Origin of the sequence: Caballeronia pedi (assembly GCF_001544915.2) — a bacterium.
Lineage (GTDB): Bacteria > Pseudomonadota > Gammaproteobacteria > Burkholderiales > Burkholderiaceae > Caballeronia > Caballeronia pedi.
On sequence record NZ_FCOE02000027.1, the window covers coordinates 22,954 to 48,096 of the forward strand.

Consider the following 25,143-nt stretch of genomic DNA (forward strand, 5'->3'; position numbering starts at 1 on the left):
CGCACAACACGTGATTCGATCCCCACTCGCTTCGATGAGGCGCCCATGTCCATGGACCCGTTGCTCCAGCCGTACACGCTGAAACATCTCACGTTCCGCAATCGCATCATGACGACGTCGCACGAGCCGGCGTATGCCGAGGACGGCATGCCGAAGGAGCGATATCGCGCGTATCACGTCGAAAGGGCGAGGGCGGGCATCGCGCTGACGATGACGGCAGGTTCGGCCGCGGTGTCGAAGGACAGCCCGCCGGTGTTCAACAACATCCTCGTGTACAAGGACGAGGTCGTGCCCTGGATGAAGGATCTCGTCGACGAATGCCACGAGCACGGCGCGAAGGTGATGATCCAGTTGACGCATCTCGGCCGGCGCACGCGCTGGGACAAGGGTGACTGGCTGCCCGCCGTGTCGCCGTCGCACAACCGCGAGCCTTCGCATCGCGCGTTTCCGAAGAAGATCGAGGACTGGGACATCGAGCGCATCGTGCGCGACTTCGCCGATGCCGCCGAGCGCATGAAAGCGGCCGGTATGGACGGGCTCGAAATCGAATCCTACGGACACCTCATGGACCAGTTCTGGTCGCCGCTCACGAATACGCTGGATGGCCCTTACGGCGGATCGCTCGATAATCGCCTGCGCTTCACGTTCGACGTGATGCGGGCGATGCGCGAGCGCGTCGGGGATAACTTCCTGCTCGGCATTCGTTACACCGCCGATGAGATGTTGGCAGGCGGCCTCACGAAGGAAGACGGCATCGAGATTTCGAAGCGGCTCAAGAATAGCGGCCTCGTGGACTTCCTGAACGTCGTTCGCGGCCATCTGGATACCGATGCGGGCCTCACCGACACCATCCCCATCATGGGCATGAAGAGCGCGCCGCATCTGGATTTCGCGGGCGAAATTCGTCAGGCGACGGACTTTCCTACCTTCCACGCCGCGCGCATCCAGGACGTCGCGACGGCGCGCTTTGCCATCGAGTCGGGCAGGATCGACATGGTCGGCATGACGCGCGCGCACATGACCGATCCGCATATCGTGCGCAAGATCATCGAGCGCAGGGAAGACGATATCCGTCCTTGCGTGGGCGCGAACTATTGTCTCGATCGCATCTATCAGGGCGGCATGGCGCTGTGCATTCACAACGCCGCGACCGGGCGCGAACTGGAGATGCCGCATACCATCAGGCCGGCCGAGACGAAACGCAAGGTCGTGATCGTCGGCGCGGGACCGGCTGGGCTGGAGGCGGCGCGTGTCGCAGGCGAGCGCGGTCACGATGTCACCGTGCTCGAAGCGATGAACGATCCCGGCGGACAGATCCGTCTGACCGCGCAGAACGTTCGCCGCAAGGAGATGATGGGCATCATCGACTGGCGCATGGCGCAATGCGAAAAGCTCGGCGTGCGCTTCTCGTTCAACACATGGGCCGACACGGAAACCGTGCTTTCGCACAACCCCGATGTGGTGATCGTGGCGACCGGCGGCATGCCGCACACGGAGGTGTGTTCGCAGGGCAACGAGCATGTCGTGTCGTCGTGGGACATCATTTCGGGCGACGTGAAGCCCGGCGCCAACGTACTGATCTTCGACGATGCCGGCGATCATGCCGCGCTTCAGGCAGCGGAGACGATCGCGCAGGCGGGCGGGCGCGTCGAGGTGATGACGCCCGACCGCACCTTCTCGCCCGAGGTCATGAGCATGAATCTCGTGCCCTACATGCGCTCGCTGCAGAAGCTCGCGACGACGTTCACGGTGACGTTCCGCCTCGAATCGGTTCGCCGCGAAGGCGCCGAACTGGTCGCGACGATCGGCAGCGATTACGGCGGCGTGACGAAGGAGCAGCGTTACGACCAGATCGTCGTGAATCACGGCACCATTCCGATGGACGAACTCTATTTCGAGCTCAGGCCGGTATCGACGAACCTCGGCGCGATCGACTACGACGATCTCATCGATGGCAAGCCGCAAGTCGTCGAACGTAATCCCGAGGGACGCTTTCAGCTCTTCAGAATCGGCGATGCGGTGTCCGCGCGAAACACGCATGCCGCGATCTACGATGCGCTTCGGCTCGTAAAAGACCTTTGACTCATCGGCGCGGACTGCGCTTTTTCCGTTCACGCGGCTCGGTTCCCGTATCGACCGGCGTGAACGGAGCCTGAAACCGGCTCACCAGAAAATCGATGAAAGCGCGTGCGCGGGCCGTCTGATTCTTTTGCCGCGGATAGTAGACGAACAGGTCGGCGGAAGGCAGAACCGTGTTCGGCAACACGAGACTCAGCCGCCCGCTCTGCACGTACTTCGCGAGATCCCACTCCGACCGGATCAGTATTCCATGCCCTTCCAGCGCCCAGCGCAACACGATATCGCCGTCGTTGCTCGATAGGGCGCCCTTCACCTTGATCGCCTCCGTATGGTCGTTGACGATGTAACGCCACACCCCGTAGGCGTCGTCGTTCTGCCGATGGATGATGCAACGGTGTTCGGCGAGATCCTCGACGCGTTCCGGCGTGCCGTACTTCTCCAGATATTTCGGTGACGCACAGAGAAAGCGGCGATTGCTCATGATGCGCCGTGCGCTCAGGCGACTGTCGGGAAGCTCGCCGAATCTGATGGCCATATCGAAAGCGCCTTCGACCAGGTCGACCGGCCGGTCCGTCACTTCGAACTGAACCTCGACGCCCGCGAATCGCTTCGCGAACTCCGAGACGAGCGGCGCGATGGTCGTGCGGCCGAATCCGAGCGTCGCGTTGATGCGCAGCAGACCCTGCGGGTCGCGCTTCGCCCCGGAAATCGCCTCCTCCATTTCTCGAACCTGCCCGACGATCTGCGACGCGTAGCGCAGATACGTCTCGCCTTCGGGCGTGAGGCTCACGCTCCGGGTCGTCCGATTCACCAGCCGCACGCCGAGCCGCTGCTCGATGACGCCAAGCCGCTTCGTCGCGGCGGGCGGCGAAAGATCGAGTGCGCGCGCGGCCCCGGACAGGCTCCTGAGTTTCGCGAGAAGAATGAAGAACTCGAAATCGGACGCGGTCTGGGTTTCAGTATTCACCGGATGTGAAAAATGAAGTGAATGAAAGTGCAGTTTAGCAGTGTTTTTCGCGGTTAAGCTACGTCTCATGTTGCAGCCGATGGCTCGCAATTCCGTTCAAAACACTCAGGAGACAAAGCCATGAGAATCGTCGAAATCCGCGAAAAGACCGTTCCTATCAGCTCGCCGATCCGCAACGCCTATATCGATTTCAGCAAGATGACGCTGAGTCTCGTCGCGGTCGTGACCGACGTGATCCGCGACGGCAAGCCGGTGATCGGCTACGGCTTCAACTCGAACGGCCGCTACGGTCAGGGCAAGCTGATGCGTGAGCGCTTCATCCCGCGCATTCTGGAAGCCGACCCCGCGACGCTCGTCAACGATGCCGGCGATAACCTCGATCCCCACAAGATCTGGGCGACGATGTTCACCAACGAAAAGCCCGGCGGTCACGGCGAGCGTTCGGTTGCGATCGGCACGATCGACATGGCGGTCTGGGATGCCGTCGCGAAGATCGAAGGCAAGCCGCTGTTCCAGTTGCTCGCGGATCGTTACGGCAACGGCCAGCCGGATCGCAAGATCTTCGTGTACGCGGCGGGCGGCTATTACTATCCCGGCCAGGATCACGAGAAGCTCAAGGACGAAATGCGCAGCTATATCGACCGCGGCTACACGGTCGTGAAGAAGAAGATCGGCGGCGCATCGCTCGATGAAGATCTGCGTCGCATCGACTCGATCCTGAGCGTGCTGCAGGACGGCCAGAAGCTCGCCGTCGACGCCAACGGCCGCTTCGATCTCGACACCGCGATTCAGTACGCGAAGGCGCTTTCGCAGTACGACCTGTTCTGGTACGAGGAACCGGGCGATCCGCTCGACTTCGAATTGCAGGCCACACTGCGCAACTACTACACCAAGCCGATGGCCACCGGTGAAGACCTGTTCTCGATGCAGGACGCGCGCAACCTGATCCGCTATGGCGGCATGCGCGCGGACCGCGACTGGCTGCAGTTCGACTGTGCGCTGAGCTACGGTCTGGTCGAGTATCTGCGCACGCTCGACATGCTGCGCGAGCATGGCTGGTCGCCCAGCCGCTGCATTCCGCATGGCGGCCACCAGATGTCGCTGAACATCGCGGCAGGCCTCGGACTCGGCGGCAACGAATCGTATCCGGACCTGTTCCAGCCGTACGGCGGTTTCCCCGATGGCGTCAAGGTCGACAACGGCTATATCACCATGCCCGATCTGCCCGGCATCGGCTTCGAAGGAAAAGCCGACCTGTTCGCCGAGATGAAGAAGCTGTCCTCATAAGTCTCCAGCAGGCATGCACGCGCCGACTCAGACGTCGGCGCGGCGTTCACACAACAACAAAAGAACGCTAAGAAATCCGGCCGTGCTACTCGCAGCGCTCGACTGCGCTGCGTTCGCTCGCCCTGATTCCATCGAAGACGCCATGCATAGGAGACAGACATGCTGGTATCAATCAGGAAATCGCTTTCGAAGCTTTATGTGCAGGTTCTCATCGGCATCATCGCCGGTATTCTTCTAGGGCACTTCTACCCCGATATCGGCTCGCAACTCAAGCCGCTCGGCGATCTCTTCATCAAACTGATCCGGATGCTGCTTGCACCGATCATCTTTGCATCGGTCGTGGTTGGCATAGCCCGCATGAGCGATCTTCACGAGGCTGGCCGCGTTGGCGTAAAGGCGGTGCTGTATTTTGAAATCGCCTCGACGATCGCGCTCGTCGTCGGTCTCGTGGTCGTGAACGTGTTCAAGCCCGGCAGCGGCATGAACATCGATCCCGCGCATATCGACAGTTCGGCGATCGCGACCTATACGCAGGCGGCGAAGCAGCACGGCACGCTCGATTTCCTGATGAGCATCGTGCCGAACAGCATCGTCGGCGCGTTCGCGAACGGCGAGATCCTGCCCGTCATCTTCTTTTCGCTGCTGCTGGCCATCGCGCTCGCCAAACTGGGACCGCGCACCGCGCCGTTTGTCGACCTGCTCGACATGTTCCTGCAAGGCATGTTCGGCGTGGTTCGAATCGTGATGTACGTCGCACCGATCGGCGCATTCGGCGGCATGGCGTTCACCATCGCGAAGTATGGAATCGGCACGCTGGCGTCCTTCGGCCAGTTGATGCTGTGCCTGTATCTGACCTCGATCTTCTTCGTGGTGGTCGTGCTCGGCGTCGTGATGCGTATGTGCGGCTTGTCGCTCTTCAAGTATCTGCGCTACATCAAGGATGAAATCTTCATCACGCTCGGCACTGCATCGACTGAAGCGGTTCTGCCGCAGATGCTCATCAAGATGGAGAAGATGGGTTGCTCGCGTCCGGTGGTCGGAATGGTATTGCCCACGGGTTACACCTTCAACGCCGACGGCACGGCGATCTATCTGACGATGGCGGCGATGTTCATCGCACAGGCGATGAACGTGCATCTGACGATCTGGGACCAGTTGCTCGTGCTGGGCGTGCTGTTGCTGACCTCGAAGGGTTCCGCCGGTGTGGCGGGCGCGGGCTTCGTCGCGCTGGCCGCGACACTCGCGTCGATGCACAAGATTCCCGTGGAAGGACTGGTGCTCCTGCTCGGCGTCGACCGCTTTCTCAACGAAGCGCGAGCCGTCACGAATCTGATCGGAAATGGTGTGGCGACAGTCGTCGTGGCCCGCTGGGAAGGCGCGCTCGATATGAACGTCGCGCGAGCCATGCTCGATCGGGAAGGCGACACGAGCATCGAGGCACTGGTGCCGGACCGAACGCCCACCGACTTGCTTCCCACGCAAAAACCCCTTTCAGAATCGATGAAATGACCACGCAATCCGATACCACGAGCTTTCGCGAAGCCGCGCTCGATTACCATGAGTTCCCGACGCCGGGAAAGCTGGCGATCGTCCCGACCAAGCAGATGATCAACCAGCGCGATCCGTCGCTGGCCTATTCCCCCGGCGTCGCATTCGCGTGCGAAGCAATCGTCGATAACCCGCTGAACGCCGCGCGCTTCACGGCTCGCAGCAATCTCGTCGGCGTGGTCACGAACGGGACGGCCGTGCTGGGTCTTGGCAACATCGGGCCGCTTGCATCGAAGCCGGTGATGGAAGGCAAGGCGGTGCTGTTCAAGAAGTTCGCCGGCATCGACGTGTTCGATATCGAGCTGAACGAGACTGATCCGCACAAGCTGGTCGACGTGATCGCCGCGCTGGAGCCGACTTTCGGCGGCATCAATCTGGAAGACATCAAGGCGCCGGACTGCTTCATCGTCGAGCGTGAATGCCGCAAGCGCATGAAGATTCCGGTGTTCCATGACGACCAGCACGGCACGGCGATCGTCGTCGCGGCGGCGATCATCAATGGCCTGAAGGTCGTCGGCAAACACATCAAGGAAGTGAAACTGGTGGCGTCGGGCGCGGGTGCGGCGGCGCTCGCCTGTCTCGACCTGCTCGTCGACCTTGGCCTGCCGCTGGAAAACATTCTGGTGACCGATCTTGCGGGCGTGGTCTACAGGGGCCGCACCGAACTCATGGATCCGGACAAGGAACGCTTCGCCCGCGAGACCCGCGCACGCACGCTCGCTGAAGTCATCGACGGCGCGGACGTGTTTCTTGGTCTGTCGGCGGGCGGCGTGCTCAAGCAGGATATGGTCGAACGGATGGCCGCGAAGCCGCTGATCCTGGCGCTCGCGAATCCGACACCGGAAATCCTGCCGGAACTGGCACTGCAGGTCCGTCCGGACGCGATCCTTGCTACGGGACGCGCCGACTTTCCGAATCAGGTCAACAACGTGCTGGTGTTCCCGTTCCTGTTTCGTGGCGCGCTCGACGCCGGCGCGACGACGGTGACGCGCGAAATGGAAATCGCGGCGGTCAACGCGCTGGCCGAACTGGCGCGTCAGGAACAGAGCGATATCGTCGCGACGGCATACGGCATTCGCGATCTCTCCTTCGGTCCGCAATACCTGATTCCCAAGCCGTTCGACCCGCGTCTGATCGTCAAGCTCGCGCCGGCTGTCGCGCGGGCGGCCATGGATTCGGGCGTCGCCGAACGTCCTATCGAAGACATGGAGGCGTATCGACAGCATTTGCAGCAGTTCGTGTATCAGAGCGGCACGACCATGAAGCCGGTCTTCCAGCTCGCGCGCGGCGTCGAGCCGCAGAAGAAGCGCGTCGTGTTCGCGGAAGGCGAGGAAGAGCGCGTATTGCGCGCCGTGCAGATCATCGTCGATGAGAAGCTCGCGACGCCCATCCTGATCGGCCGTCCGGCGGTGGTCGAGCAACGCATCGCGCGCTATGGTCTGCGGCTGGCTGCAGGTCGGGACTACACCGTCGTGAATACCGATCATGACGCGCGCTACCGGGACTTCTGGCAAGCGTATTACCAGATGATGTCTCGCAAGGGCATCACGCAGCAGATGGCGAAGCTCGAAATGCGCCGGCGCACCACGCTGATCGGCGCGATGCTGGTGAAGCGCGGCGAAGCGGACGGCATGATCTGCGGCATGGTGAGCACGACGCATCGTCATCTGCACTTCATCGATCAGGTGATCGGCAAGAAAGAAGGCTGCAGCGTCTACGCGGCGATGAACGCGCTGGTGCTGCCGGGCCGACAGATCTTTCTGGTCGATACGCACGTGAACGTCGATCCCACCGCCGTTCAGCTCGCCGAAATCACGATCATGGCCGCCGAAGAGGTGCGACGTTTCGGTGTCGAGCCGAAGATCGCGCTGCTGTCGCATTCGAACTTCGGCACGAGCAACGCACCGAGCGCGCAGAAGATGCGCGATGTGCTGGCGATCCTGCGCGAGCGCGCGCCGCATCTGGAGATCGACGGAGAAATGCACGGCGGCCTCGCGCTCGATCACACACTACGCCGCGCAGCGATGCCGGATTCGACGCTCACAGGCGACGCGAACCTGCTGGTTCTGCCCAATATCGATGCGGCGAATATTTCGTATAACTTGCTGAAGACGGCTGCGGGCAACAACGTCGCCATCGGCTCGATTCTGCTGGGCGTGGCGCTGCCGGTACATGTGTTGCCCGCTTCGGCGACGGTGCGCCGGATCGTCAACATGACGGCATTGCTGGTGGCGGACGTCAGCGCAAACTCGAACAGCGCTTCACATCAACCGGCTTGATGGTGCAGCGCTTTTCGAATTTCAGCGACCAGCTGATTCTGCAAATACGGCTTGCGTATGCGTGGAATGTTGCTGTCCGCGCCCTCGGGTAGCTCGGCGTATCCGGTCGCAAGGATGACGGGCAAGTCCGGCCTGAGGGCGCGCGCCGCATGAGCCAGTTCGAGGCCCGTCATGCGCGGCATGGAATAGTCGGTGAGGATGAGATCGACGCGCTTGCCGTTCTTCAGGACCTCGAGCGCCGCCGCGCCCGAGCCGACTTCCACCACCTCATGTCCGAGATCTTCGAGCAGATAGGCGGTGCTCGTCGCAATGAGCGGGTCGTCGTCGACGACGAGAATGGTTGCGCGCGCCTGCACTTCATCGTCGTGTCGTTCGACGAGGGCAGGCGCATCCTGCACGATCCTCACGACATGTTCGCTCACGGGTAACCATAATGACGCCCGCGTGCCGCATCCGGGGCTGCTTTCGAGCCGCAAAGAGCCGTTCAACTGTGCGCCAGCCCATGAATCATCGATAAACCCAGGCCCGTGCCCTTGCCGATCTCCTTGGTCGTAAAGAACGGCTCGGTCGCCCGCGCGAGCGTGGGCGCGTCCATGCCCGTGCCGGTATCGCTCACCGTGACGCGAACATAGTTTCCCGCGCGCAATTCTTTCGATCCCGACGACTGCGCCGTGTCCACGCTGATCGTGAGCGTTCCGCCATCGGGCATCGCATCGCGGGCGTTGACCACCAGATTGAGAATGGCGAGTTCGACCTGATTGGCGTCGAGCATCGTGGGCGGCGACGCGGGACCGGTTTCGATGACGAGTTCGATCGCGGAGCCAATCGAGCGTTCGAGCAGATCCGACATGCCCGCGATCAGCGACGACATCAAAACGGGCTCGACCTTGAGTTCCTGCTGGCGTGCAAAGGCCAGCAGTCGTTGCGTGAGCGCCGCGCCGCGTTGCGCGCCGCCGAACGCGCCGTCGATCAGTCTCAGCATCCGCGAGTCCGCCAGCACTTCTTTACGCGCCAGTTCCAGATTCGCGATGATCGCCATCAGCAAATTGTTGAAGTCGTGCGCGATACCGCCCGAGAGTTGTCCCACCATCTCCAGCTTCTGGATGTGCCGCAACAGTTCTTCGGTCTGTTCCCGTTGACGAATTTCATCGAGGACCTTTTGATGGGTCTTTCGAAGTTCGGCGGTGCGCTCGGCGACTTTTGCTTCGAGCGATTCATTGAGACGCCGAAGTCCGTCCTCGGCGGTTTTGCGCGCCGTGATGTCCGACGAGACACCGACCAGGCGGTCGGGCTTCACGCCATCGCCGGACAGAAACCTCGCGCGGATGTCGACCCAATGAACGCTGCGATCCGGCCAGACGTTTCGATATTCGATGGTGTAGTCGCAGCGCGTTTCCAGGCTCGCCTTGACCGCAGCCTGCATTCGATCCCGGTCTTCAGGGTGAATACTGGCAAGCAGCGTGTCGTAGGTGAAGGCATCATGCGCGGCGTGACCGAAGATGGCCTTGCAGGTTGCGGACGCGGTCAGAATCCCGGTGGACAGGTCGAGATCCCACGACCCCAGATGACCCGCGGTCAGCGCGGTCTGGAGGCGCGCTTCGCCTTCGTGCAACTGTTCGATGCGCAAGCGCGCTTCGTACTGCCGCTGGCGTCCGCGAATGGCGGTCCCGACCACGCTCGCGAAAGTCGTCGGGTGAAACGGCCGCTCGATGAAGGTCACGTTGCCCAATGTCGTGGCGAGACGTCCTTCGGGCGCGCGGTCCGCCACACCTGCGCGCCGCGTCAGCACGATGAACGGCAGATCCGACCAGGCCGGCTGCGCGCCGATCCACTCGGAGAGCGTCTTGAGATCAGCAGCGACGAGTGCTTCCTCGGTGACGATCACACAGCACGTATCGTCCCCCACCAGCGACGACAAATGACCGACATCGCGGCACACCTGCGATGCGACGCCGACTTCCTTGAGCATCGCCGCGGCGATACTGGCGTCGCGTCCCGAGGGCGCGAGAATCAGCGTCCTACACGGGTCGACGTCAGACATCGCTCCCGCCGCCTTCGTTCGGTGTGAGCAAAGGGATTGCATTGCCGACGAAGGTCGGCACGCCGCGCAATACGCCTTGAAATTCGGTCAATGGTTTGCCCACTTTGAGTCCGGTATCGCCGATGCGGAACTCGCGGATGGCTTCTTCGTGACGACCGGTGCGCTTCTTGATGACGGAAACCGCGCGTCGAACCCGGCCCAAAGCCTCGAAATAACGCAGCAGGATGACGGTATCGGCAAGGTAAGTGACATCGACGGGCGCCTTCATGTCGCCGACGAGGCCATGCTGCGCGACGGTAAGAAACGTATTGGCGCCCTGCCGGTTCAGATACTGCAGCAACTCGTGCACATGCAGGATCAGCGCGTTTTCCTGCGGCATCGCCGCCTGATAGCCGTTGAGGCTGTCGATCACGATCGTCTTCGCCTGCGCCATGTCGACCCGCGCGCGCACGCGATGCGCGAACTCGCCGGGCGACAGCTCCGCCGCGTCGACCTGTTCGATCTGCACACTGCCGGCATCGCGCAAGGCTTCGAGGTCTATGCCCATTCCGCGCACGCGGTCGAACAGGAGGCCCAGTTCTTCGTCGAACACGAACAAGGCGGCTTTTTCCCCGCGCGCCACGGCCGCGACGATGAACTGCAGCGCAAAGAGGCTTTTGCCCGTACCCGCCGGCCCGAGGATGAGCGTGCTGGACCCTTGCTCGATGCCGCCGCCCAGCAACGCATCCAGTCCTTCGACGTTGCTCTTCACCTGGTGACGCGCGAACTTGGTGTAATGCTCGCCGGAAACGAGACGCGGGAACACCGACACGCCGCCCTTTTTGATCGTGAAGTCGTGAAACCCGCCTCGATAAGCCTGCCCGCGATACTTGGATACCTTGAGTCTGCGCCGCTCGGCGCCGTATTCCGGCGACAACTCTTCGAGCTTGATGACGCCGTGCGCCACACTATGCACGGTCTTGTCAGCCGCGTCCGAGGTCAGATCGTCGAGCAGCAGAACCGTCGCGCCGTGCCGCGAAAAGTAGTGTTTGAACGCCAGGATCTGCCGGCGATAGCGCAACGAACTTTGCGCCAGCAAGCGGATTTCGGAGAGGCTGTCGATCACGACGCGCTGCGGTTTGATCCGCTCGAATTCGCCGAGGATCAGACGCGTCGTTTCACCCAGTTCGAGATCAGACGAATACAGCAGGCTCTGCTGCTGATCCGCCTCCATCAGACTTTCCGGCGGAACGACTTCGAAGATGGCGATGCCATTGTCGAGTTGCCAGCCGTGCGAAGCCGCGCCGTGCCGCAGTTCCTTCTCGGTCTCCGACAGCGTGATGTACAGGCCCCGCTCGCCGGCCTCGACACCCGCCATGAGAAAACGGATGGCGATCGTGGTCTTGCCGGTTCCTGGATCGCCTTCGAGAAGAAAGAGATTGCCCTGCGTGAGCCCGCCAATGAGGATGTCGTCGAGCCCCGGTACGCCGGTCCGTGCGAGAGGAAGCGAGTCATTGCCAGCGTTCATCGGGCGCTCCGGTCGGTTTCGTGATCACGCGTGGAAAGTTGCGCCGCAGACCGTCTGGCTGCAGCTTCGATTATTTCACGCATCGGGATCGTTGGACTCTCGTCGATAGCGCAATTCACGCTGGCTTCGAATCGCCACGACGAACACCGCGTCCAGTTCCGGCATGAAGCGGTACAGCGCCAGATAACCGTGGGCGCCGTTCGAAATGACCAGTTCGCGCATGCCCGACTGGTTCTCGACCGTGCGGCCGATCATCGGACTCGACTGGAGAATATCGAGCGCGGCCACGATTTCTTCGATGCGCTCGACTGCACGCTCGGGCGTGTGCTCGAAGAGAAACTCGAAGATGCGATCGAAGTCCTCGCGAATCTCGGGCGCGAGGATTACGCGCGCCATCGCCTGGCCTGGGGTGCCGCCGGATTATCGCCCGCTGCGCGCTCGCGCAGGTAGTCGCGCATATCGGCCCAGTCGAGACCTTCGCCCGTTTGGAGCATCTTCGCGAGCCGTGCGTTCCCTTCGTCGAGAAATGCTTGCCGCAATTCTTCGTTCGCGACACGCTCCGCGATCGCGTCCAGCATGAAACTGTGCGCCGTGGTGCCGGACTGCTGGGCGAGCCGGGAGACACGGTCGCGCAGATCCGGTGGCAAGCGAAGCGTGGTGGTCGACATGGTAGACATCCCATTGTGCTACAGATGTGCTACATCTTACGCGGACTCGCGCAGATTGCAAGCAGCAGCGGCTCGCTCATGTTCGTTACTTGGATAACTTTATGATTCTATTGAATTTTTTAGGTCCGGGCGTGACCCCGCGCCCGGATCTGGTCGCCTCGCGCGTTATTGGGACATCGCGCCCGATGCCGGATGGTCCATGCCCATCGCATCGTTTTTCTTCATCTTGTCGCCCTTGCTCATCGAGTCGTGCGACGTCGCGCCCTTGCTCATCTTGTCGTGGGACATGCTGTCCTTTTTCATCGTGTCGTGTGACATCGCGTCATTCGACATCGCGCCGCTCGCCTGCGCGAAGACGCTCGTCGCGCCCATCGTCAGTGCCGCCGCGAGTACTGCCGTCATCAATCGTTTCATGGCGTTTCTCCTTGGTGAGTCAGACATGGCATCCGGACGATCCGGAACCGGTGGATGGCGCGGGGCTCAGGAGCCGCCGAACCAGTTGTATCCCTGGTCGACCCAATAGCCGCCCGGATACGTGTTGGTGACGAATATCTCGACGATATGCTTCGGGTTCTTGTAGCCGAGCTTGGTCGGCATGCGCAGCTTCATCGGATAGCCGTATTTCGCTGGCAGGCGCTCGCCGTCGTATTCGAACGTGAGCAGCGTCTGCGGATGCAGCGCCGTCGGCATGTCGATGCTTTCGTAGTAGTCGTCGGCGCAGCGAAAGCCCACGTACTTCGCCGTCGTATCCGCGCCCACGCGCCGCAGGAATTCGGAGAACGGCGTGCCGCCCCAGCGGCCGATCGCGCTCCAGCCTTCGACGCAGATATGCCGGGTGATCTGCTCCGCGTGCGGCAGCGCGTACAACTGCGGCAGCGTCCATACGCGCTGCCCCGTCACGAGGCCGCTCACCTTCAGGCGATAGTCCGTGCCGTCGACTTCCGGCACGTCGTCGATTCCATAGAACGCGTTGAAGGGAAACGGCCGGGTGAGTTGTGCCTCGGTGTAGGTGGGCGCGAGCTGTTTCGGATCGAAGAGCAGCGCTTGCGCGCGATCGTTCAGGCGCGATACGGCGGTGAGAAACTTGTTGACCGAATCGTGGTCGGTGATCGAGCAGCCCGTCAGCAGCGCAAGCCCGCCCAAGGTCAGCATGCGCTTGCCGAAGAGGCGCCGCGAAGGCATTTCCAGTTCGCGGCGCGCGTCCGCCAGAACGGAGGCGCGATCCACCGCGATGATTCGTTTGTCGTCGGATTTCATGGCGTGTGTTCCGGAGTTCATCAGCGGCCGCGCAGCATCGTCAGCAGCGAGCGCGGCACGAGCGCGACCATCGCCACATGCACGACGACGAACGCCGCCATCACCGCCATCGCGCAGAAATGCACGATGCGCGCGTTGTCGTAACCGCCCATCAGTTCGCGCAGCAACGGAAACTGCACCGACTTCCAGATTGCGAGTCCCGAGAGCACGAGCACGAAGAGATCGACGACGATCGCGAGATACGCGAGCTTCTGCACCGCGTTGTACTGGCGCAGATCGGCGTGCGAAAGCTTGCCGCTCAATGCAGCGATGAGATCGCGCAATACGGCGCGCGGCGACAGCGGAAAGAACTTCGAGGCGAAGCGCCCGCTCGCGACATTCAGCGCGACATAGACGATGCCGTTGAACACGAGCAGCCACATCGCGGCGAAGTGCCACTGCAGCGCGCCGCCGAGCCAGCCGCCGAGCGTGATCGACGGCGGAATGACGATCTGCCGGAACACGGGCGAGGCGTCGTAGATGCGCCAGCCGGACAACATCATGATCAGCGCGGCGAACGCATTGAGCCAGTGCGTGATGCGCAGCCAGAACGGGTGAATCGGCGCTTCGCGGGGTGCGCGTTCGTGCGCGGCGGCAAGCGGTGCTTTCATCGTTTTCATGTCGGTCGGACTCAAGCGTTGGTTACCGGTTAATTCGTCGCGGACGCGTCGCCGGTTACAGCCGTTGCATCGAATCCGCGTCGTCATGAGTCAGTTCGGTGGCCGCCCGCGAAAAGTTACAGGTCGCGCTGTAACGCGCGACGGCGAAACCGCGAACTAACACAGGACAGGAGGCGAACGACGACCATGGATCAGGACAGCGCTATTGCGGCGCATCACGGCTTCGGCTACGCTGAAACGCTCGATCCGGCGCGCGGTGCTCTGCTCGCCCGTTACACCGTACCCACAGGAACCATGTCGCAAGATGCGGAAAGCCGGCTGAAAGCGCTGTTCGTCGGCGGACTCGATGGCGACCCGAACGCATATCGCAGTTTCCTGCAGGCGCTCACGCGGCATTTGCGCGGCTATCTGCGAAAGCGCATCGCGCATCGTCCCGATGACGTCGAAGACCTCGTCCAGGAAATCCTGCTGGCGGTGCATAACGCGCGTCACACCTATCGCGCGGATGAACCTCTGACGGCCTGGCTGCACGCGATCGCCCGCTACAAGCTGATGGACTTCTTCCGCGCCCATGCGCGCCGCGAGTCGCTGAACGTGCCGCTCGACGATCACGAGGAACTGCTCGCCGCCATCGACGACGAGCCCGCTCAGGCGCGCCACGATGTCGGCAAGCTGCTGGAGCATCTGCCGGACAAACAACGCTTGCCCATCATCCACATGAAACTCGAAGGTCTTTCGGTGACGGAAACCGCGCGGGTCACGGGCCTTTCGGAATCGGCCGTGAAAGTGGGCGTGCATCGCGGTCTCAAGGCACTCGCCGCCAAAATCCGGGGACTTCGATGAAGACCGATGAACTGATCACCCTCCTTTCGAATCAGGTGACGCGGGTCGACCGCGCGGCGGTTTCGCGCCGGTTCGTGCAGGCGCTGCTGCTCGGGGCTGCGGGCTCGCTGATTCTGATGAGCATCGTGTTCGGCGTGCGGCACGATCTCGGCGTCGTCGCGCGCACGGGTCTCTTCTGGGCGAAGCTCGCGTTTCCGCTGGCCATCGCCGTGGGCGCGATCGTCACCATCGGGCGGATCGGCAGGCCGGGCGCGCGCGTGGGATATTCGTGGACGATCGTCGCGGCGCCCTTCGCGGCGGTCTGGATCGCCGGCTGGCTGGTGCTGGACGGGACGGATTCTGCCGCGCGCTGGGCGCTCGTGCTCGGGCAGACGTGGCGCACCTGCCCGTTCAACATCCTGCTGCTTTCGGTGCCCACGTTCCCCGCGGCGATCTGGGCGATGCGTTCGCTCGCGCCGACGCGGCTGCGGCTTGCGGGCGCCATCGCCGGATTGCTCGCGAGTTCGACGGCGACGATCGTCTATTGCCTGCATTGCCCTGAGATGAGCCCGGCGTTCTGGGGCGTGTGGTATGCGATCGGCATGGCGCTGCCGGCGCTCGTCGGGGCCTGGCTGGGTCCGCGGCTGCTGCGCTGGTAGCCTCAAGCGCGGGTCACATCATTTCCGGGCTGGCCAGTTTCGATCCGTCGCTGAAGCGGGTCAATCTGAAGGGCGCGATGTCGCACTGCGGCGCGTCCCCCATCACCAGCCGGCTCACGAGCATGCCGACGCCCGGACCGAGTCCGAAGCCGTGCCCGCTGAAGCCCGATGCAATCACGAGTCCCGGTTTCGCATCGACCTTCGATATGACGGGAATGAGGTCCGGCGTCGTGTCGATCGCGCCGGCCCACGCGTGCGCGATCCGCAAGCCCGACAATTCCGGAAACACGCTCGCGACGTTTTGCAGGGCGCGCTGGAGCCACTCTTTATCCGGCCGTGGATCGAGCACGCGCGTCTGTTCGAACGGAGAGATGTCGCCGTCGCGCCAGTTCGCGCTGGCCTCCGGCCCATGAAAGAAACTCGCGCCGACGCGAATCTTCAGTTTCTTGTCGATCTTGCTGCGGAACATGGTGCGGAACTTCACCGAATGCCGCAGGTTTTGCGGCGCGAGTTCCACGCGGCCGTAGCCGGGAACGGCGATGGTGTAGCCGCCGTCCAGCCGCCGCCTCAAGGCGAAACTCGGCCCGGCGAAACAGCCTTCGATGACGCCCGGCGCTTCGGCGGTCCGCAACGCCGTTCCCATCACGTTGATGGCGGGCAGGTCGATGCCGTGACGCTGGCAGAACAATGCGCTCCAGGCACCGCCCGCGACGACGACCGTCTCGGCCGCGAGCCGCCCGCGCTCCGTCCAGATGCCGGAGACGCGGCCGGCGCTCGTGTCGAGCGCGCGTACCGCGCAGTTCTGATACACCTTCGCGCCGAGTCTTTGCGCGCCGCGCGCAATCGCAGGCGCGGCCTTCGACGGCTCGGCGCGGCCATCCGTGACGGACCACAGGCCACCGGCCCACTTCGCGCGTCCGGACGGGATGCGCGCCGCCAGTTCGCGCGCGCTCAGGATCTGGCTGTTGAAGCCGACTTCGCGCGCGCGGGCGAGCCACGATTCCCATTGCGCGACATCGGACTGATGCTCGGTCCCGTACAGGATGCCCGCACGGCGAAAGCCGACGTCCTCGTCCAGTTCATCGCCGAGTTCGCTCCAGCGCGCGAGGCTTTGCATGGCGAGCGGCAACTCGTAGAGATCGCGATTCTGCTGACGCACCCAGCCCCAGTTGCGCCCCGACTGCTCGCCGCCGATGACGCCCTTTTCGAGCAGCACCGCCGATACACCGCGCCGCGCCAGTTCGTACGCGATGCTCACGCCGACGATGCCACCGCCTATCACCGCGACATCGCATCGATCGGGGAAACCTTCGCTGTTCGTGACTTCGTCGATCCTGAGCATGGTTCACAGCCGCTGGATTGCTGTCTCTTGGGGAGGTCGTATGCCGCAGTTCGATTTTCCCGTCTGCCACCGATTCGTTGATAGGACGATCCTGTTGTTCTGCATCGACATATAGAACCTCGGAATCGCTGTCCTATGATGGGTAGTAGTCGGCCAGGCCAGGCACTCGTCAACACTCGGGGGACGCGTCGTCATGAAAGCAGATCGTCGATTCACCGTTTCACTCGTTTGCATCCTGATGGCGTTCCAGGGAGCGCAAGCGGCGTCGCCGCAGCCCGCCTCGGCGAGCGCGGGCACACCGCCCGCTGCAGTGCGTCAACTGAACCTCGTGAACAAGCCATGGACCGGCGACTTCGACGCCATGCTGGAGCGGCGCACGATCCGGTTTCTCGTCCCGTACAGCCGGACCTTGTATTTCAACGATAAGGGCCGCGAGCGCGGCCTGTCGGCAGAGCTCGCGCGCGACTTCGAACGCTATATCAACAAGCGCTATGCCGATCGGCTCAACAAGCGGCCCGTCACGGTCTATCTGATTCCGACGACCCGCGACAAACTTCTGACGAACCTGGTGGCCGGACTCGGCGACATCTCCGCGGGCAATCTGACCGCGACGCCCGAACGGCAGAAGATCGTCGACTTCGTGGCGCCGAGCGACCGTCAGTCCGTGCGCGAGGTGGTCGTCACGGGCCCGAAGGCGCCACCGATCGCCACGCTGGATGATCTCGCGGGCAAGCAGGTCGACGTGCGCAAGGCGACGAGCTACTACGACAGCCTGATGTCGCTGAACGAGCGGTTCCGTGCAGCGGGCAAGCCCCCGATGCAGATCACCTTGCTGCCGGATGCGCTCGAAGACGAAGACAAGCTCGAGATGCTGAACGCGGGCGTGCTCGATATCGTGATCGTCGACGACTGGAAAGCGAAAATGTGGGCGCAGGTGCTGCCCCGCATCAAGGTGCGCGACGATCTCGCCGTGCGTACCCAGGGTTATGTCGGCTGGGCGTTCCGCAAGGACAGTCCGCAGTTGCAGGCGGCGGTCACCGACTTCTACGTGAGCTACGTGAAGAAGCTGGGCGTGGCGGCCTATCGCCAGGCGCAGTTCATGAAGCAGATCAAGCAGATCTCCAACAACACCGACGACGCGGAACGCAAGCGCTTCGAGCAGACCCTCGCCCTGTTCGACAAATACGGCAAACAGTACAGCTTCGATCCGCTGATGCTTGCCGCGCAGGGTTATCAGGAATCGCAACTCAACCAGACTGCGCGCAGTCACGTCGGCGCGATCGGCATCATGCAACTCATGCCCGCCACCGGCAAGCAGATGGCGGTCGGCAGCATCTCCGTCACCGAGGCGAATATTCACGCGGGTACGAAATACATGGATCAATTGATGACCCGTTATTTCTCCGACGCGCACTTCAGCGACAGCGACCGTCCGCTCTTCGCGTTTGCGAGCTACAACGCCGGACCCGGGAATATCGCCAAGATGCGCAAGGAAGCCGTCGCGCGTGGACTCGATCCCGACAAGTGGTTCAACAACGTGGAGATCGTCGTGGCCGAGAAGATCGGCATAGAAACCACGACTTACGTGCGCAACATCTTCAAATACTACGCAGCGTACAAGCTGATCGCGGATGCCCAGGCAAGCAAGGCGAAGGCAATACAGAATATGCAGTGACCGAGAGCGACCGGCGCCAAACGGTGCCAAATGGTGCCAAACGGTGGACCGAACTTCACCAGGCATGGCGCAACTCGCGAGTCATCCGTTTAGTGTCTTTGTCTTGTCGATCGTGATGATGTCGTTTGCCGCGTGGCTCGGCGCATCGGTCCTGCGTCGAGCCAAACCACTCGATGACGACGCGCGCGATGACTTCGGCGTCGTGCAGTCCGCGGTGCTCACGCTGCTCGCGCTGGTGATCGGCTTCAGTCTGTCGATGGCGGTCGGACGATACGACCAGCGCAAGAACTTCGAGGAAGAAGAAGCCAACGCCATCGGCACCGAATTCATCCGCGCGGACCTCTTGCCCGGCCCGGCCGCCGCCAATGTGCGCGCGCTGCTCGTAAAGTATATCGACCAGCGCATTCAGTACTATCAGGTGCACGACGCTCAGCGACTCACGCAGATCGACGCCGCCACCACGCAACTGGAGACGCAACTCTGGGCGGCGGCCACGGCCGATGCCGCGGCGTTGCCGAACCCGCTCACGGCGCTGGTCGTCGCCGGCATGAACGATGTGATCAACACTCAAGGCTATACGCAGGCTGCATGGAGGAATCGCATCCCGAGCGCCGCATGGGCGTTGTTGATGGTCGTCGGCCTGTTCGCGAACCTGCTCGTCGGCTATGGCGTACGAACCGCGACCGCGACCCGCCGCTTTCTTCTGATCATGCCGATGGTGGTCTCGCTATCGTTCATGCTCATCGCCGATATCGACAGTCCTCGCAACGGCATCATCCGCGTGGCGCCGCAGAATCTGATCAGCACGGCGCAGTCCTTGCGACCCTGATCGAGCGCGTCTGGTCTGCTAATCCGCCGGCCCGCGCAAAGGCGCAGCAGGAACGACCGTCTTGACGAGTCCCGTCTTGACGTCGTACACCAGCCCCGAAACGAACAGACCGTCCGGCAGATTCCGGTTCGCCCTGAGCGCGGCAACGTCGAGCGCGACCGCCTCGTAGGGGTTGGTGATTGCGAGATCGGCGAGCGCCTCGGTTTCGACATCGAGATGGTTCGCCAGCAAGGCCGGCGCATGCGCATGACAGCCGATGATCCCGCAGTCGGTATGCTGTAGCAGCACGAGATTGCGCGCGCCGTCAGGGCGTCCGGCGGCTTTCGCGACGACGGCCAATATCGCCAGCGTTTCGAGCAACGGCTTGTTGACCCGGCCGCCGACATTGCGAATCACCGCCGCTTCGCCTTGCTTCAGGCCGAGCACGTTCGCCGGATCGACGCGAGGATCGACGCAGCCGACGACCACCGTTCCGGTCGACGGCATCATCTTGAGTTCGGCCGAAAACGCGCTGTTGGCGAACGCCGCGTTGCGCTCGAGCATGACATCGTTGAAGTCCATTGCACTCACTCCAGGTTCGTGGGCACGTAGCCCGGTTCAGGCGGAGACTTCCAGGTTCACGGCCGGCGCATGCAGCGTTCGTTCGATGACATGGGTCTTCGGCGCGCGGTCGATCACGAGTCCGAGCACATCGGGGCGGCTGTAGTGGCCGCGCGAGTCCATCATGCGTTTGCGCTTGTCGATCTGCCAGAAGTCGAGATCGGCGATGATTTCGCCCTCGCCCTCACGCAAGGGCGCGCCGCCCAGGAACTCCCCGTCCGGCGACACGATCGCAGTGAAACAGCCGCTTGAAATCGGGCCGATATGTGTGGTGTTGGTATCCCGCAGAATCTGCTGTTGCTGCTCGGCGGTCAGCCAGGCCGTTGCATTCACGACGAAGGCTCCGGCTTCGAGCGCGTGCTGACGAATGTTCACCGAGATCTGCTCCGAGAAGAGATCGCCCGCGAATGAGCCCGGATACATGGCCGAATGGATTTCCTCCCCGTCCGCCATCAGCGCGTAGCGTGCAAGCGGGTTGTAGTGCTCCCAGCATGCGAGCTGACCTACGCGGCCCACGGCCGTATCGACCGCGCGCAAGCCGGAGCCGTCGCCCATTCCCCAGACCATTCGCTCATGGTAAGTCGGCGATAGCTTGCGCCGGCGCTGCACCAGCGTGCCATCCGCATCGAACAGCAATTGCGTGTTGTAGAGCGTGCGGCCATCGCGTTCGTTGACGCCGATCGACACCACCATGCCGGCCTGACGCGCCGCTTCACCGATCGCATCGGTCGTATCCGAGGGCACCGTCACGGCCTGTTCGAGGAGCTTGTAATGCTCGGCCCCCATGGCGAACGGAGATTCGAGAAACGAGAAATACGGGTAGTAAGGAACGACCGTTTCGGGGAAGGTCGCGAACTGCACGCCCTGTTGTCCGAGCTCCAGAATCTTGCGGACAACTTTTTCGACGGTACCTTCGCGGCTATATAGAACGGGCGATATCTGAACGGCTGCGGCGCGGATGATCTTCGACATGTCGTCGTTTCCTGGCAGAAAAGAAGTGCTTGTACCTTAGCTCCGCATGCCACTAGCATGTAGGTCGTTGTTGCCACCATTTGCGCCATCGGCCGCGTGAGGGAACGGGCTTGCGCGGCTGGCAGGAGAAGGTATGCATCAGATCGGCTTCATCGTGCCGCAGAGATTCCAGCTTATGAGCCTCGCGGCGCTCACGGCATTCGAACTCGCGAACATGCCGCCACGAGGCCCGTGCTACGAGATTCATCTGCTGTCGCCGCATGGCGGCCTTATCGAATCTTCCAGCGGAATGACGTTGCAAACGAAAGCATTCGGAGAGCCGGCATTCGACACCGTCATCGTGGGTTCAATCACGGAGCTCAGGATTCCTCCATTCGATCCGGCTTTGATCGCGTTCGTGAAGGAAGCCGCGAAAGCGTCGCGACGTGTGGCTTCCATCTGCAGCGGCGCGTTCGTGCTTGCGGAAGCGGGACTGCTGAACGGCCGACGCGCGACCATGCATTGGGCTCACGCTTCCGAGTTCAGGGCACGCTTCCCGGACGTCGTCACGGAGGAAGACCGGATCTTCATCAATGACGGACCGATATGGACATCGGCGGGCATGACGGCCGGCATCGATCTCGCGCTGGCTCTGCTCGATAACGACCTGGGACCCGATGCCGCCAAACTGGTTGCGCGGCTGCTCGTCATGAACCAGCGGCGGCTAGGCGGACAGAAGCAACACTCTGCCTTGCTCGACATGACGCCGAAGTCGGATCGGATCGAGTCGGTGCTCGGACACATAAGGCGCAACCTGCGCAATCCGCTCACCATCGAGGAACTCGCGGATGTGGCCAACCTCAGCCCGCGTCAGTTCAGCCGAGCCTTTCTGGCGGAAACGGGTCAGTCTCCAGCGAAGGCCGTCGAACAGCTTCGGCTGGAAGCCGCCAGATTCATGATCGAACAAGGCCGGCATACGATCAACGTGGTGGCGCAGGAGACGGGCTTCGCGGACAGGGAACGCATGCGGCGCGCGTTCGTGAGGACGTACGGCGTGCCTGCGGATGTCCTGCGCAGGAATGCGCGTCGGGAGGGCGCGGTTCCGGTCGAATGACAGACTCAGGACGGTAACGATGATGTTGGAGTGGGTCGTGAATTTCTTAGCAATGCAAAGTTGCTTGGCATAATCGCCTTGGTGCGCTTCAGGCGGTCGTCGGAAAACCTGCTAAGCCGCCGCCTACGCGAGCACATCAACCCGCCAACGCACCGACTCGCTCGAAGATAGCGCCACGTGGCGCAGGAGGTTCGGCAATCGGCGCATACGCGAGCTTGCGCGCTTCCTTCGCGCCGATGCCAAAGGCACGCATCAGCGCGAACATCGACTGCTCGGCGTAATCGGCGGGCGCATCGCCGGATAAAAGCGTTTCGATGCCGTACATGATCGAGCCAAGCGCGATATCCCGCGCGACGACCAGATCGGTCACGTCGAAGCGGCCCGCATCCAGCGCCAGTTGCAAATCCCGCGTGAGGTACTCGTCGAGCAGGCGGCCGCGCGATCCCCGCTTCGTGCCCACCCGCGTGATGAACGCGCCCCACAGCGGATAGCGCGCCGCCATCCCCATGTAGAGCCGCGAACCGACGACGACCCGTTGCGCCGGATCATCGATCGCGCGCACGAGCGGGTCGAGGATCGCGAGCACTTCATCGCTGCTCTCGCCCGCCACGGCCGACAGCAGCTCCGCAGTCGTGCGGAAGTAGTTGTAGAACGTCCCGCGCGCGACCCCCGCCGCAGCGATGAAGTCGTCGATCGTCGGGGCATCCGCGCCCTTCTCCGCGAACACACCCAGCGCGCTCTCGATGAGACGGATGCGTGTCTTCTCCCGCCGCTGCGCCCCCACGCGGGTTCGGTGATTTTCGGTCGATTCTGTGTCTTCCATGGGCTATCCCGTTGATCTGGCTTGATTTTAGCAGCGCGTGCCGCGTGCGGGTTTGTCCTGAGTCGATTCATATTGACGATATTGTCAATTTGCATAGAATTGGAACTGACACATTCGTCAATATGAAACTCAAGCAACCCGAGGCGTTCTGCCTTCGGGTCTACAGGAGGCAGATATGCGGTTCGTCAGTTTCGAAAAGGATGGCAAGGCAACCCTCGGCGTTCGTGACGGAGATCACGTGCGCATCCTCGGTGACGAGACACTGGAGTCCCTGCTCGCGCGCGGCGTTCGTCTCGACGAGTACGCAAAGACACACGCGACGGAAGACAAGGTGCCTGCCGCCGGCCTGAAGTACCTTCCGCCGCTGCAGAAACCGCCCAAGATTGTTTGTGTCGGTCTGAACTACGCCGACCACACCAAGGAAAGCAAGTACGAACAACCCGACTATCCCACCTTGTTCCTGCGCGTCAACACCAGTCTGGTCGCGCACGAGCAGCCGATGATCCGCCCGGGCGTCACCGATTCGGCGGGCCTCGATTACGAAGGCGAGGTCGCGGTCGTGCTGGGCAAGGGCGGCCGTCACATCGCGAAAGAAGACGCGCTCTCGCATGTCGCGGGTTATGCGCTCTTCAACGATGGCTCCGTTCGCGAGTATCAGTTCAAGACACCGCAGTGGACCGTCGGCAAGAATTTCGATGGCACCGGCGCATTCGGTCCCGATCTCGTCACCGCCGACGAACTGCCCGCCGGCGCGAAAGGCCTGCTGCTGGAGACGCGCGTGAACGGCGAAGTCGTTCAGTCTGCGAGCACCGACGACATGGTCTTCGACGTCGCGACGCTCATCAGCGTCATCAGCGAAGCCATCACCCTCGAAGCGGGCGATGTGATCGTGTCCGGCACGCCGTCGGGCATCGGTTGGGCGCGCACGCCGCGCCTTCTGATGAAAGCGGGCGACGTGTGCGAAGTGTCGGTCGAGAGAATCGGCACGCTGCGTAATGTCATCGCCGACGAAGCGCGTTGATTCCTCACCCGCGTAGCCGGCCGCAGAGCCGGCGCTCATCGAACATGGAGACACGGTCATGAGCGACCCAGCCGTAGCATCCGCATGCGCAAGCGTTCACTCGATCGATCACTTTGCGCTCAACGTTCCTTCGCTCGCCGATGCAGAGCGATTCTTCAGCGCGTTCGGCCTCGATGTGACCGCAACAGCCGAAGCGCTCGAACTGCGCGCAGCCGACGGGCATCGCTGGGCGCGCTTGCTCCCCGCGTCGGGAAAGTCGCTGGCGTATCTGAGTTTCAATTGCTTCGAAAAGGATTTCGCAGCGATCCGCGAACAGGTTGAGGCCGCAGGCGCGGACCTGATCGCATCGCCAGACAAAGGTTTCTGGTTCCACGATCCGGACGGCAACCTGATTCAGGTGAAGGTCGGACCGAAGACGACGCCATTCAACAAGCAACCGTGCGTCATCGCATCGAGTCACGCAGACGAGCGCGGTGCGCACACGCGCTCAACCGCGCAAACCGTGCGGCCACGGCGTCTCTCGCACGTGCTGCTGTTCTCGCCCGACGTGCTCCGTGCGCTCGAGTTCTATGGCAAGGCACTTGGCCTGCGTCTGTCGGACAAGTCGCTCGACATCATCGCATTCACGCATGCGCCGCATGGCAGCGACCATCATCTGCTCGCGTTCGCCAAAAGCAGCGCGCGCGGCTGGCATCACGCGGCGTGGGATGTCGATGACGTGAACCTCGTCGGTCAGGGCGCGTCGCAGATGGCGGCCGCCGGTTTCGCAAAGGGCTGGGGCACAGGCAGACACGTACTGGGCTCGAACTATTTCCACTACGTGCAGGACCCGTGGGGCTCGTTCTGCGAGTACTCCGCCGACATCGATTTCGTGTCCGCCGGCCAGGCCTGGCCCGCTGGCGACTTCGCGCCGGAAGACTCGCTCTATCTGTGGGGCCCGCCGGTCCCCGACGACTTCATCCATAACACCGAAGCCGGCGTCGTTTCACAAGACTGATCGCTTCACACCCTTTGC

The 25,143-nt window shown here is 62.5% G+C and carries 24 protein-coding genes; 11 read left to right on the forward strand and 13 right to left on the reverse strand.

Annotated features, from left to right (window positions below; all coding sequences use genetic code 11):
* Nucleotides 1-45: 45 nt before the first annotated feature.
* Nucleotides 46-2,082 carry an NADH:flavin oxidoreductase gene (locus AWB80_RS29630; protein ID WP_061178251.1) on the forward strand — a complete coding sequence of 679 codons (2,037 nt, stop codon included), beginning with the start codon at nt 46-48 and terminating at the stop codon, nt 2,080-2,082.
* Nucleotide 2,083: 1 nt separating this feature from the next.
* On the opposite strand, the gene AWB80_RS29635 is transcribed toward AWB80_RS29630, so the two are convergent.
* A complete protein-coding gene (locus AWB80_RS29635) occupies nt 2,084-3,046 on the reverse strand; it encodes a LysR family transcriptional regulator (protein ID WP_061178252.1) in 963 nt (320 codons plus the stop codon).
* Between the two features lie 120 nt (nt 3,047-3,166).
* On the opposite strand from AWB80_RS29635, the gene AWB80_RS29640 reads away from it, so the two are divergent.
* From AWB80_RS29640 to AWB80_RS29650, 3 genes are all read left to right on the forward strand, one after another.
* Nucleotides 3,167-4,333, forward strand: a complete 1,167-nt coding sequence (locus AWB80_RS29640) for a mandelate racemase/muconate lactonizing enzyme family protein (protein ID WP_061178253.1) — start codon at nt 3,167-3,169, stop codon at nt 4,331-4,333.
* Nucleotides 4,334-4,492: 159 nt separating this feature from the next.
* Entirely contained in the window at nt 4,493-5,842 is a 1,350-nt protein-coding gene (gene dctA / locus AWB80_RS29645; protein WP_061178254.1) for a C4-dicarboxylate transporter DctA, read from the forward strand.
* The gene (locus AWB80_RS29650) at nt 5,839-8,160 is read left to right on the forward strand and encodes an NADP-dependent malic enzyme (protein ID WP_061178255.1); all 2,322 of its coding nucleotides are present in this window, start codon (nt 5,839-5,841) and stop codon (nt 8,158-8,160) included. The genes dctA and AWB80_RS29650 overlap by 4 nt, the downstream gene beginning before the upstream one ends.
* On the opposite strand, the gene AWB80_RS44660 is transcribed toward AWB80_RS29650, so the two are convergent.
* From AWB80_RS44660 to AWB80_RS29685, 8 genes are all read right to left on the reverse strand, one after another.
* On the reverse strand, nt 8,148-8,582 hold the full coding sequence (locus tag AWB80_RS44660) for a response regulator (RefSeq protein WP_208635707.1): 435 nt from the start codon (nt 8,580-8,582) through the stop codon (nt 8,148-8,150). The genes AWB80_RS29650 and AWB80_RS44660 overlap by 13 nt on opposite strands.
* A 62-nt stretch (nt 8,583-8,644) precedes the next feature.
* The gene (locus tag AWB80_RS29655) at nt 8,645-10,201 is read right to left on the reverse strand and encodes a hybrid sensor histidine kinase/response regulator (RefSeq protein WP_208635708.1); all 1,557 of its coding nucleotides are present in this window, start codon (nt 10,199-10,201) and stop codon (nt 8,645-8,647) included.
* Nucleotides 10,194-11,708: an ATPase domain-containing protein gene (locus AWB80_RS29660; protein ID WP_061178256.1), complete on the reverse strand. Its 1,515-nt coding sequence runs from the start codon at nt 11,706-11,708 to the stop codon at nt 10,194-10,196. The genes AWB80_RS29655 and AWB80_RS29660 overlap by 8 nt, the downstream gene beginning before the upstream one ends.
* Nucleotides 11,709-11,783: 75 nt before the next feature.
* A complete protein-coding gene (locus tag AWB80_RS29665; protein ID WP_061178257.1) occupies nt 11,784-12,104 on the reverse strand; it encodes a type II toxin-antitoxin system RelE/ParE family toxin in 321 nt (106 codons plus the stop codon).
* Nucleotides 12,092-12,376, reverse strand: a complete 285-nt coding sequence (locus tag AWB80_RS29670) for a CopG family ribbon-helix-helix protein (RefSeq protein ID WP_061178258.1) — start codon at nt 12,374-12,376, stop codon at nt 12,092-12,094. Before AWB80_RS29670 ends, AWB80_RS29665 begins: the two co-directional genes overlap by 13 nt.
* Before the next feature lie 165 nt (nt 12,377-12,541).
* A complete protein-coding gene (locus tag AWB80_RS29675) occupies nt 12,542-12,790 on the reverse strand; it encodes a pentapeptide MXKDX repeat protein (RefSeq protein ID WP_061178259.1) in 249 nt (82 codons plus the stop codon).
* A gap of 66 nt (nt 12,791-12,856) precedes the next feature.
* Nucleotides 12,857-13,633, reverse strand: a complete 777-nt coding sequence (locus AWB80_RS29680; RefSeq protein ID WP_061178260.1) for a molybdopterin-dependent oxidoreductase — start codon at nt 13,631-13,633, stop codon at nt 12,857-12,859.
* Nucleotides 13,634-13,653: 20 nt separating this feature from the next.
* On the reverse strand, nt 13,654-14,292 hold the full coding sequence (locus tag AWB80_RS29685; RefSeq protein ID WP_061178261.1) for a cytochrome b/b6 domain-containing protein: 639 nt from the start codon (nt 14,290-14,292) through the stop codon (nt 13,654-13,656).
* 294 nt (nt 14,293-14,586) lie between these two features.
* Between AWB80_RS29685 and AWB80_RS29690 the strand changes: the two genes are divergently transcribed.
* Complete coding sequence (locus tag AWB80_RS29690; protein ID WP_061178328.1) at nt 14,587-15,135, forward strand: sigma-70 family RNA polymerase sigma factor; 549 nt, start codon at nt 14,587-14,589, stop codon at nt 15,133-15,135.
* The gene (locus AWB80_RS29695; RefSeq protein WP_061178262.1) at nt 15,132-15,773 is read left to right on the forward strand and encodes a DUF1109 domain-containing protein; all 642 of its coding nucleotides are present in this window, start codon (nt 15,132-15,134) and stop codon (nt 15,771-15,773) included. Before AWB80_RS29690 ends, AWB80_RS29695 begins: the two co-directional genes overlap by 4 nt.
* 13 nt (nt 15,774-15,786) lie before the next feature.
* Here AWB80_RS29695 and AWB80_RS29700 read toward each other — a convergent pair whose 3' ends face one another.
* Entirely contained in the window at nt 15,787-17,115 is a 1,329-nt protein-coding gene (locus tag AWB80_RS29700) for an NAD(P)/FAD-dependent oxidoreductase (RefSeq protein WP_061178263.1), read from the reverse strand.
* Nucleotides 17,116-17,308: 193 nt separating this feature from the next.
* On the opposite strand from AWB80_RS29700, the gene AWB80_RS29705 reads away from it, so the two are divergent.
* Both AWB80_RS29705 and AWB80_RS29710 read left to right on the forward strand, forming a co-directional pair.
* Nucleotides 17,309-18,790 carry an MltF family protein gene (locus AWB80_RS29705; RefSeq protein WP_087131682.1) on the forward strand — a complete coding sequence of 494 codons (1,482 nt, stop codon included), beginning with the start codon at nt 17,309-17,311 and terminating at the stop codon, nt 18,788-18,790.
* Nucleotides 18,791-18,833: 43 nt separating this feature from the next.
* Complete coding sequence (locus AWB80_RS29710; RefSeq protein WP_341866837.1) at nt 18,834-19,619, forward strand: bestrophin-like domain; 786 nt, start codon at nt 18,834-18,836, stop codon at nt 19,617-19,619.
* Nucleotides 19,620-19,637: 18 nt separating this feature from the next.
* Here the strand turns inward: AWB80_RS29710 and AWB80_RS29715 are convergent, their stop codons facing one another.
* Together AWB80_RS29715 and AWB80_RS29720 are read right to left on the reverse strand one after the other, a co-directional pair.
* On the reverse strand, nt 19,638-20,180 hold the full coding sequence (locus AWB80_RS29715) for a carbonic anhydrase (RefSeq protein WP_061178266.1): 543 nt from the start codon (nt 20,178-20,180) through the stop codon (nt 19,638-19,640).
* A 36-nt stretch (nt 20,181-20,216) separates the two neighbouring features.
* On the reverse strand, nt 20,217-21,191 hold the full coding sequence (locus AWB80_RS29720; RefSeq protein ID WP_061178267.1) for a nitrilase-related carbon-nitrogen hydrolase: 975 nt from the start codon (nt 21,189-21,191) through the stop codon (nt 20,217-20,219).
* 133 nt (nt 21,192-21,324) lie between these two features.
* Between AWB80_RS29720 and AWB80_RS29725 the strand changes: the two genes are divergently transcribed.
* Nucleotides 21,325-22,284, forward strand: coding sequence for a GlxA family transcriptional regulator (locus tag AWB80_RS29725; protein ID WP_061178268.1), 960 nt, complete (start codon nt 21,325-21,327; stop codon nt 22,282-22,284).
* Nucleotides 22,285-22,420: 136 nt separating this feature from the next.
* Here the strand turns inward: AWB80_RS29725 and AWB80_RS29730 are convergent, their stop codons facing one another.
* Complete coding sequence (locus AWB80_RS29730) at nt 22,421-23,107, reverse strand: TetR/AcrR family transcriptional regulator (RefSeq protein WP_061178269.1); 687 nt, start codon at nt 23,105-23,107, stop codon at nt 22,421-22,423.
* A gap of 175 nt (nt 23,108-23,282) precedes the next feature.
* Here AWB80_RS29730 and AWB80_RS29735 point away from each other — a divergent pair, with 175 nt between their 5' ends.
* A complete protein-coding gene (locus AWB80_RS29735) occupies nt 23,283-24,128 on the forward strand; it encodes a fumarylacetoacetate hydrolase family protein (protein WP_061178270.1) in 846 nt (281 codons plus the stop codon).
* Between the two features lie 58 nt (nt 24,129-24,186).
* Nucleotides 24,187-25,125: a VOC family protein gene (locus AWB80_RS29740; RefSeq protein WP_061178271.1), complete on the forward strand. Its 939-nt coding sequence runs from the start codon at nt 24,187-24,189 to the stop codon at nt 25,123-25,125.
* Nucleotides 25,126-25,143 lie beyond the last annotated feature (18 nt).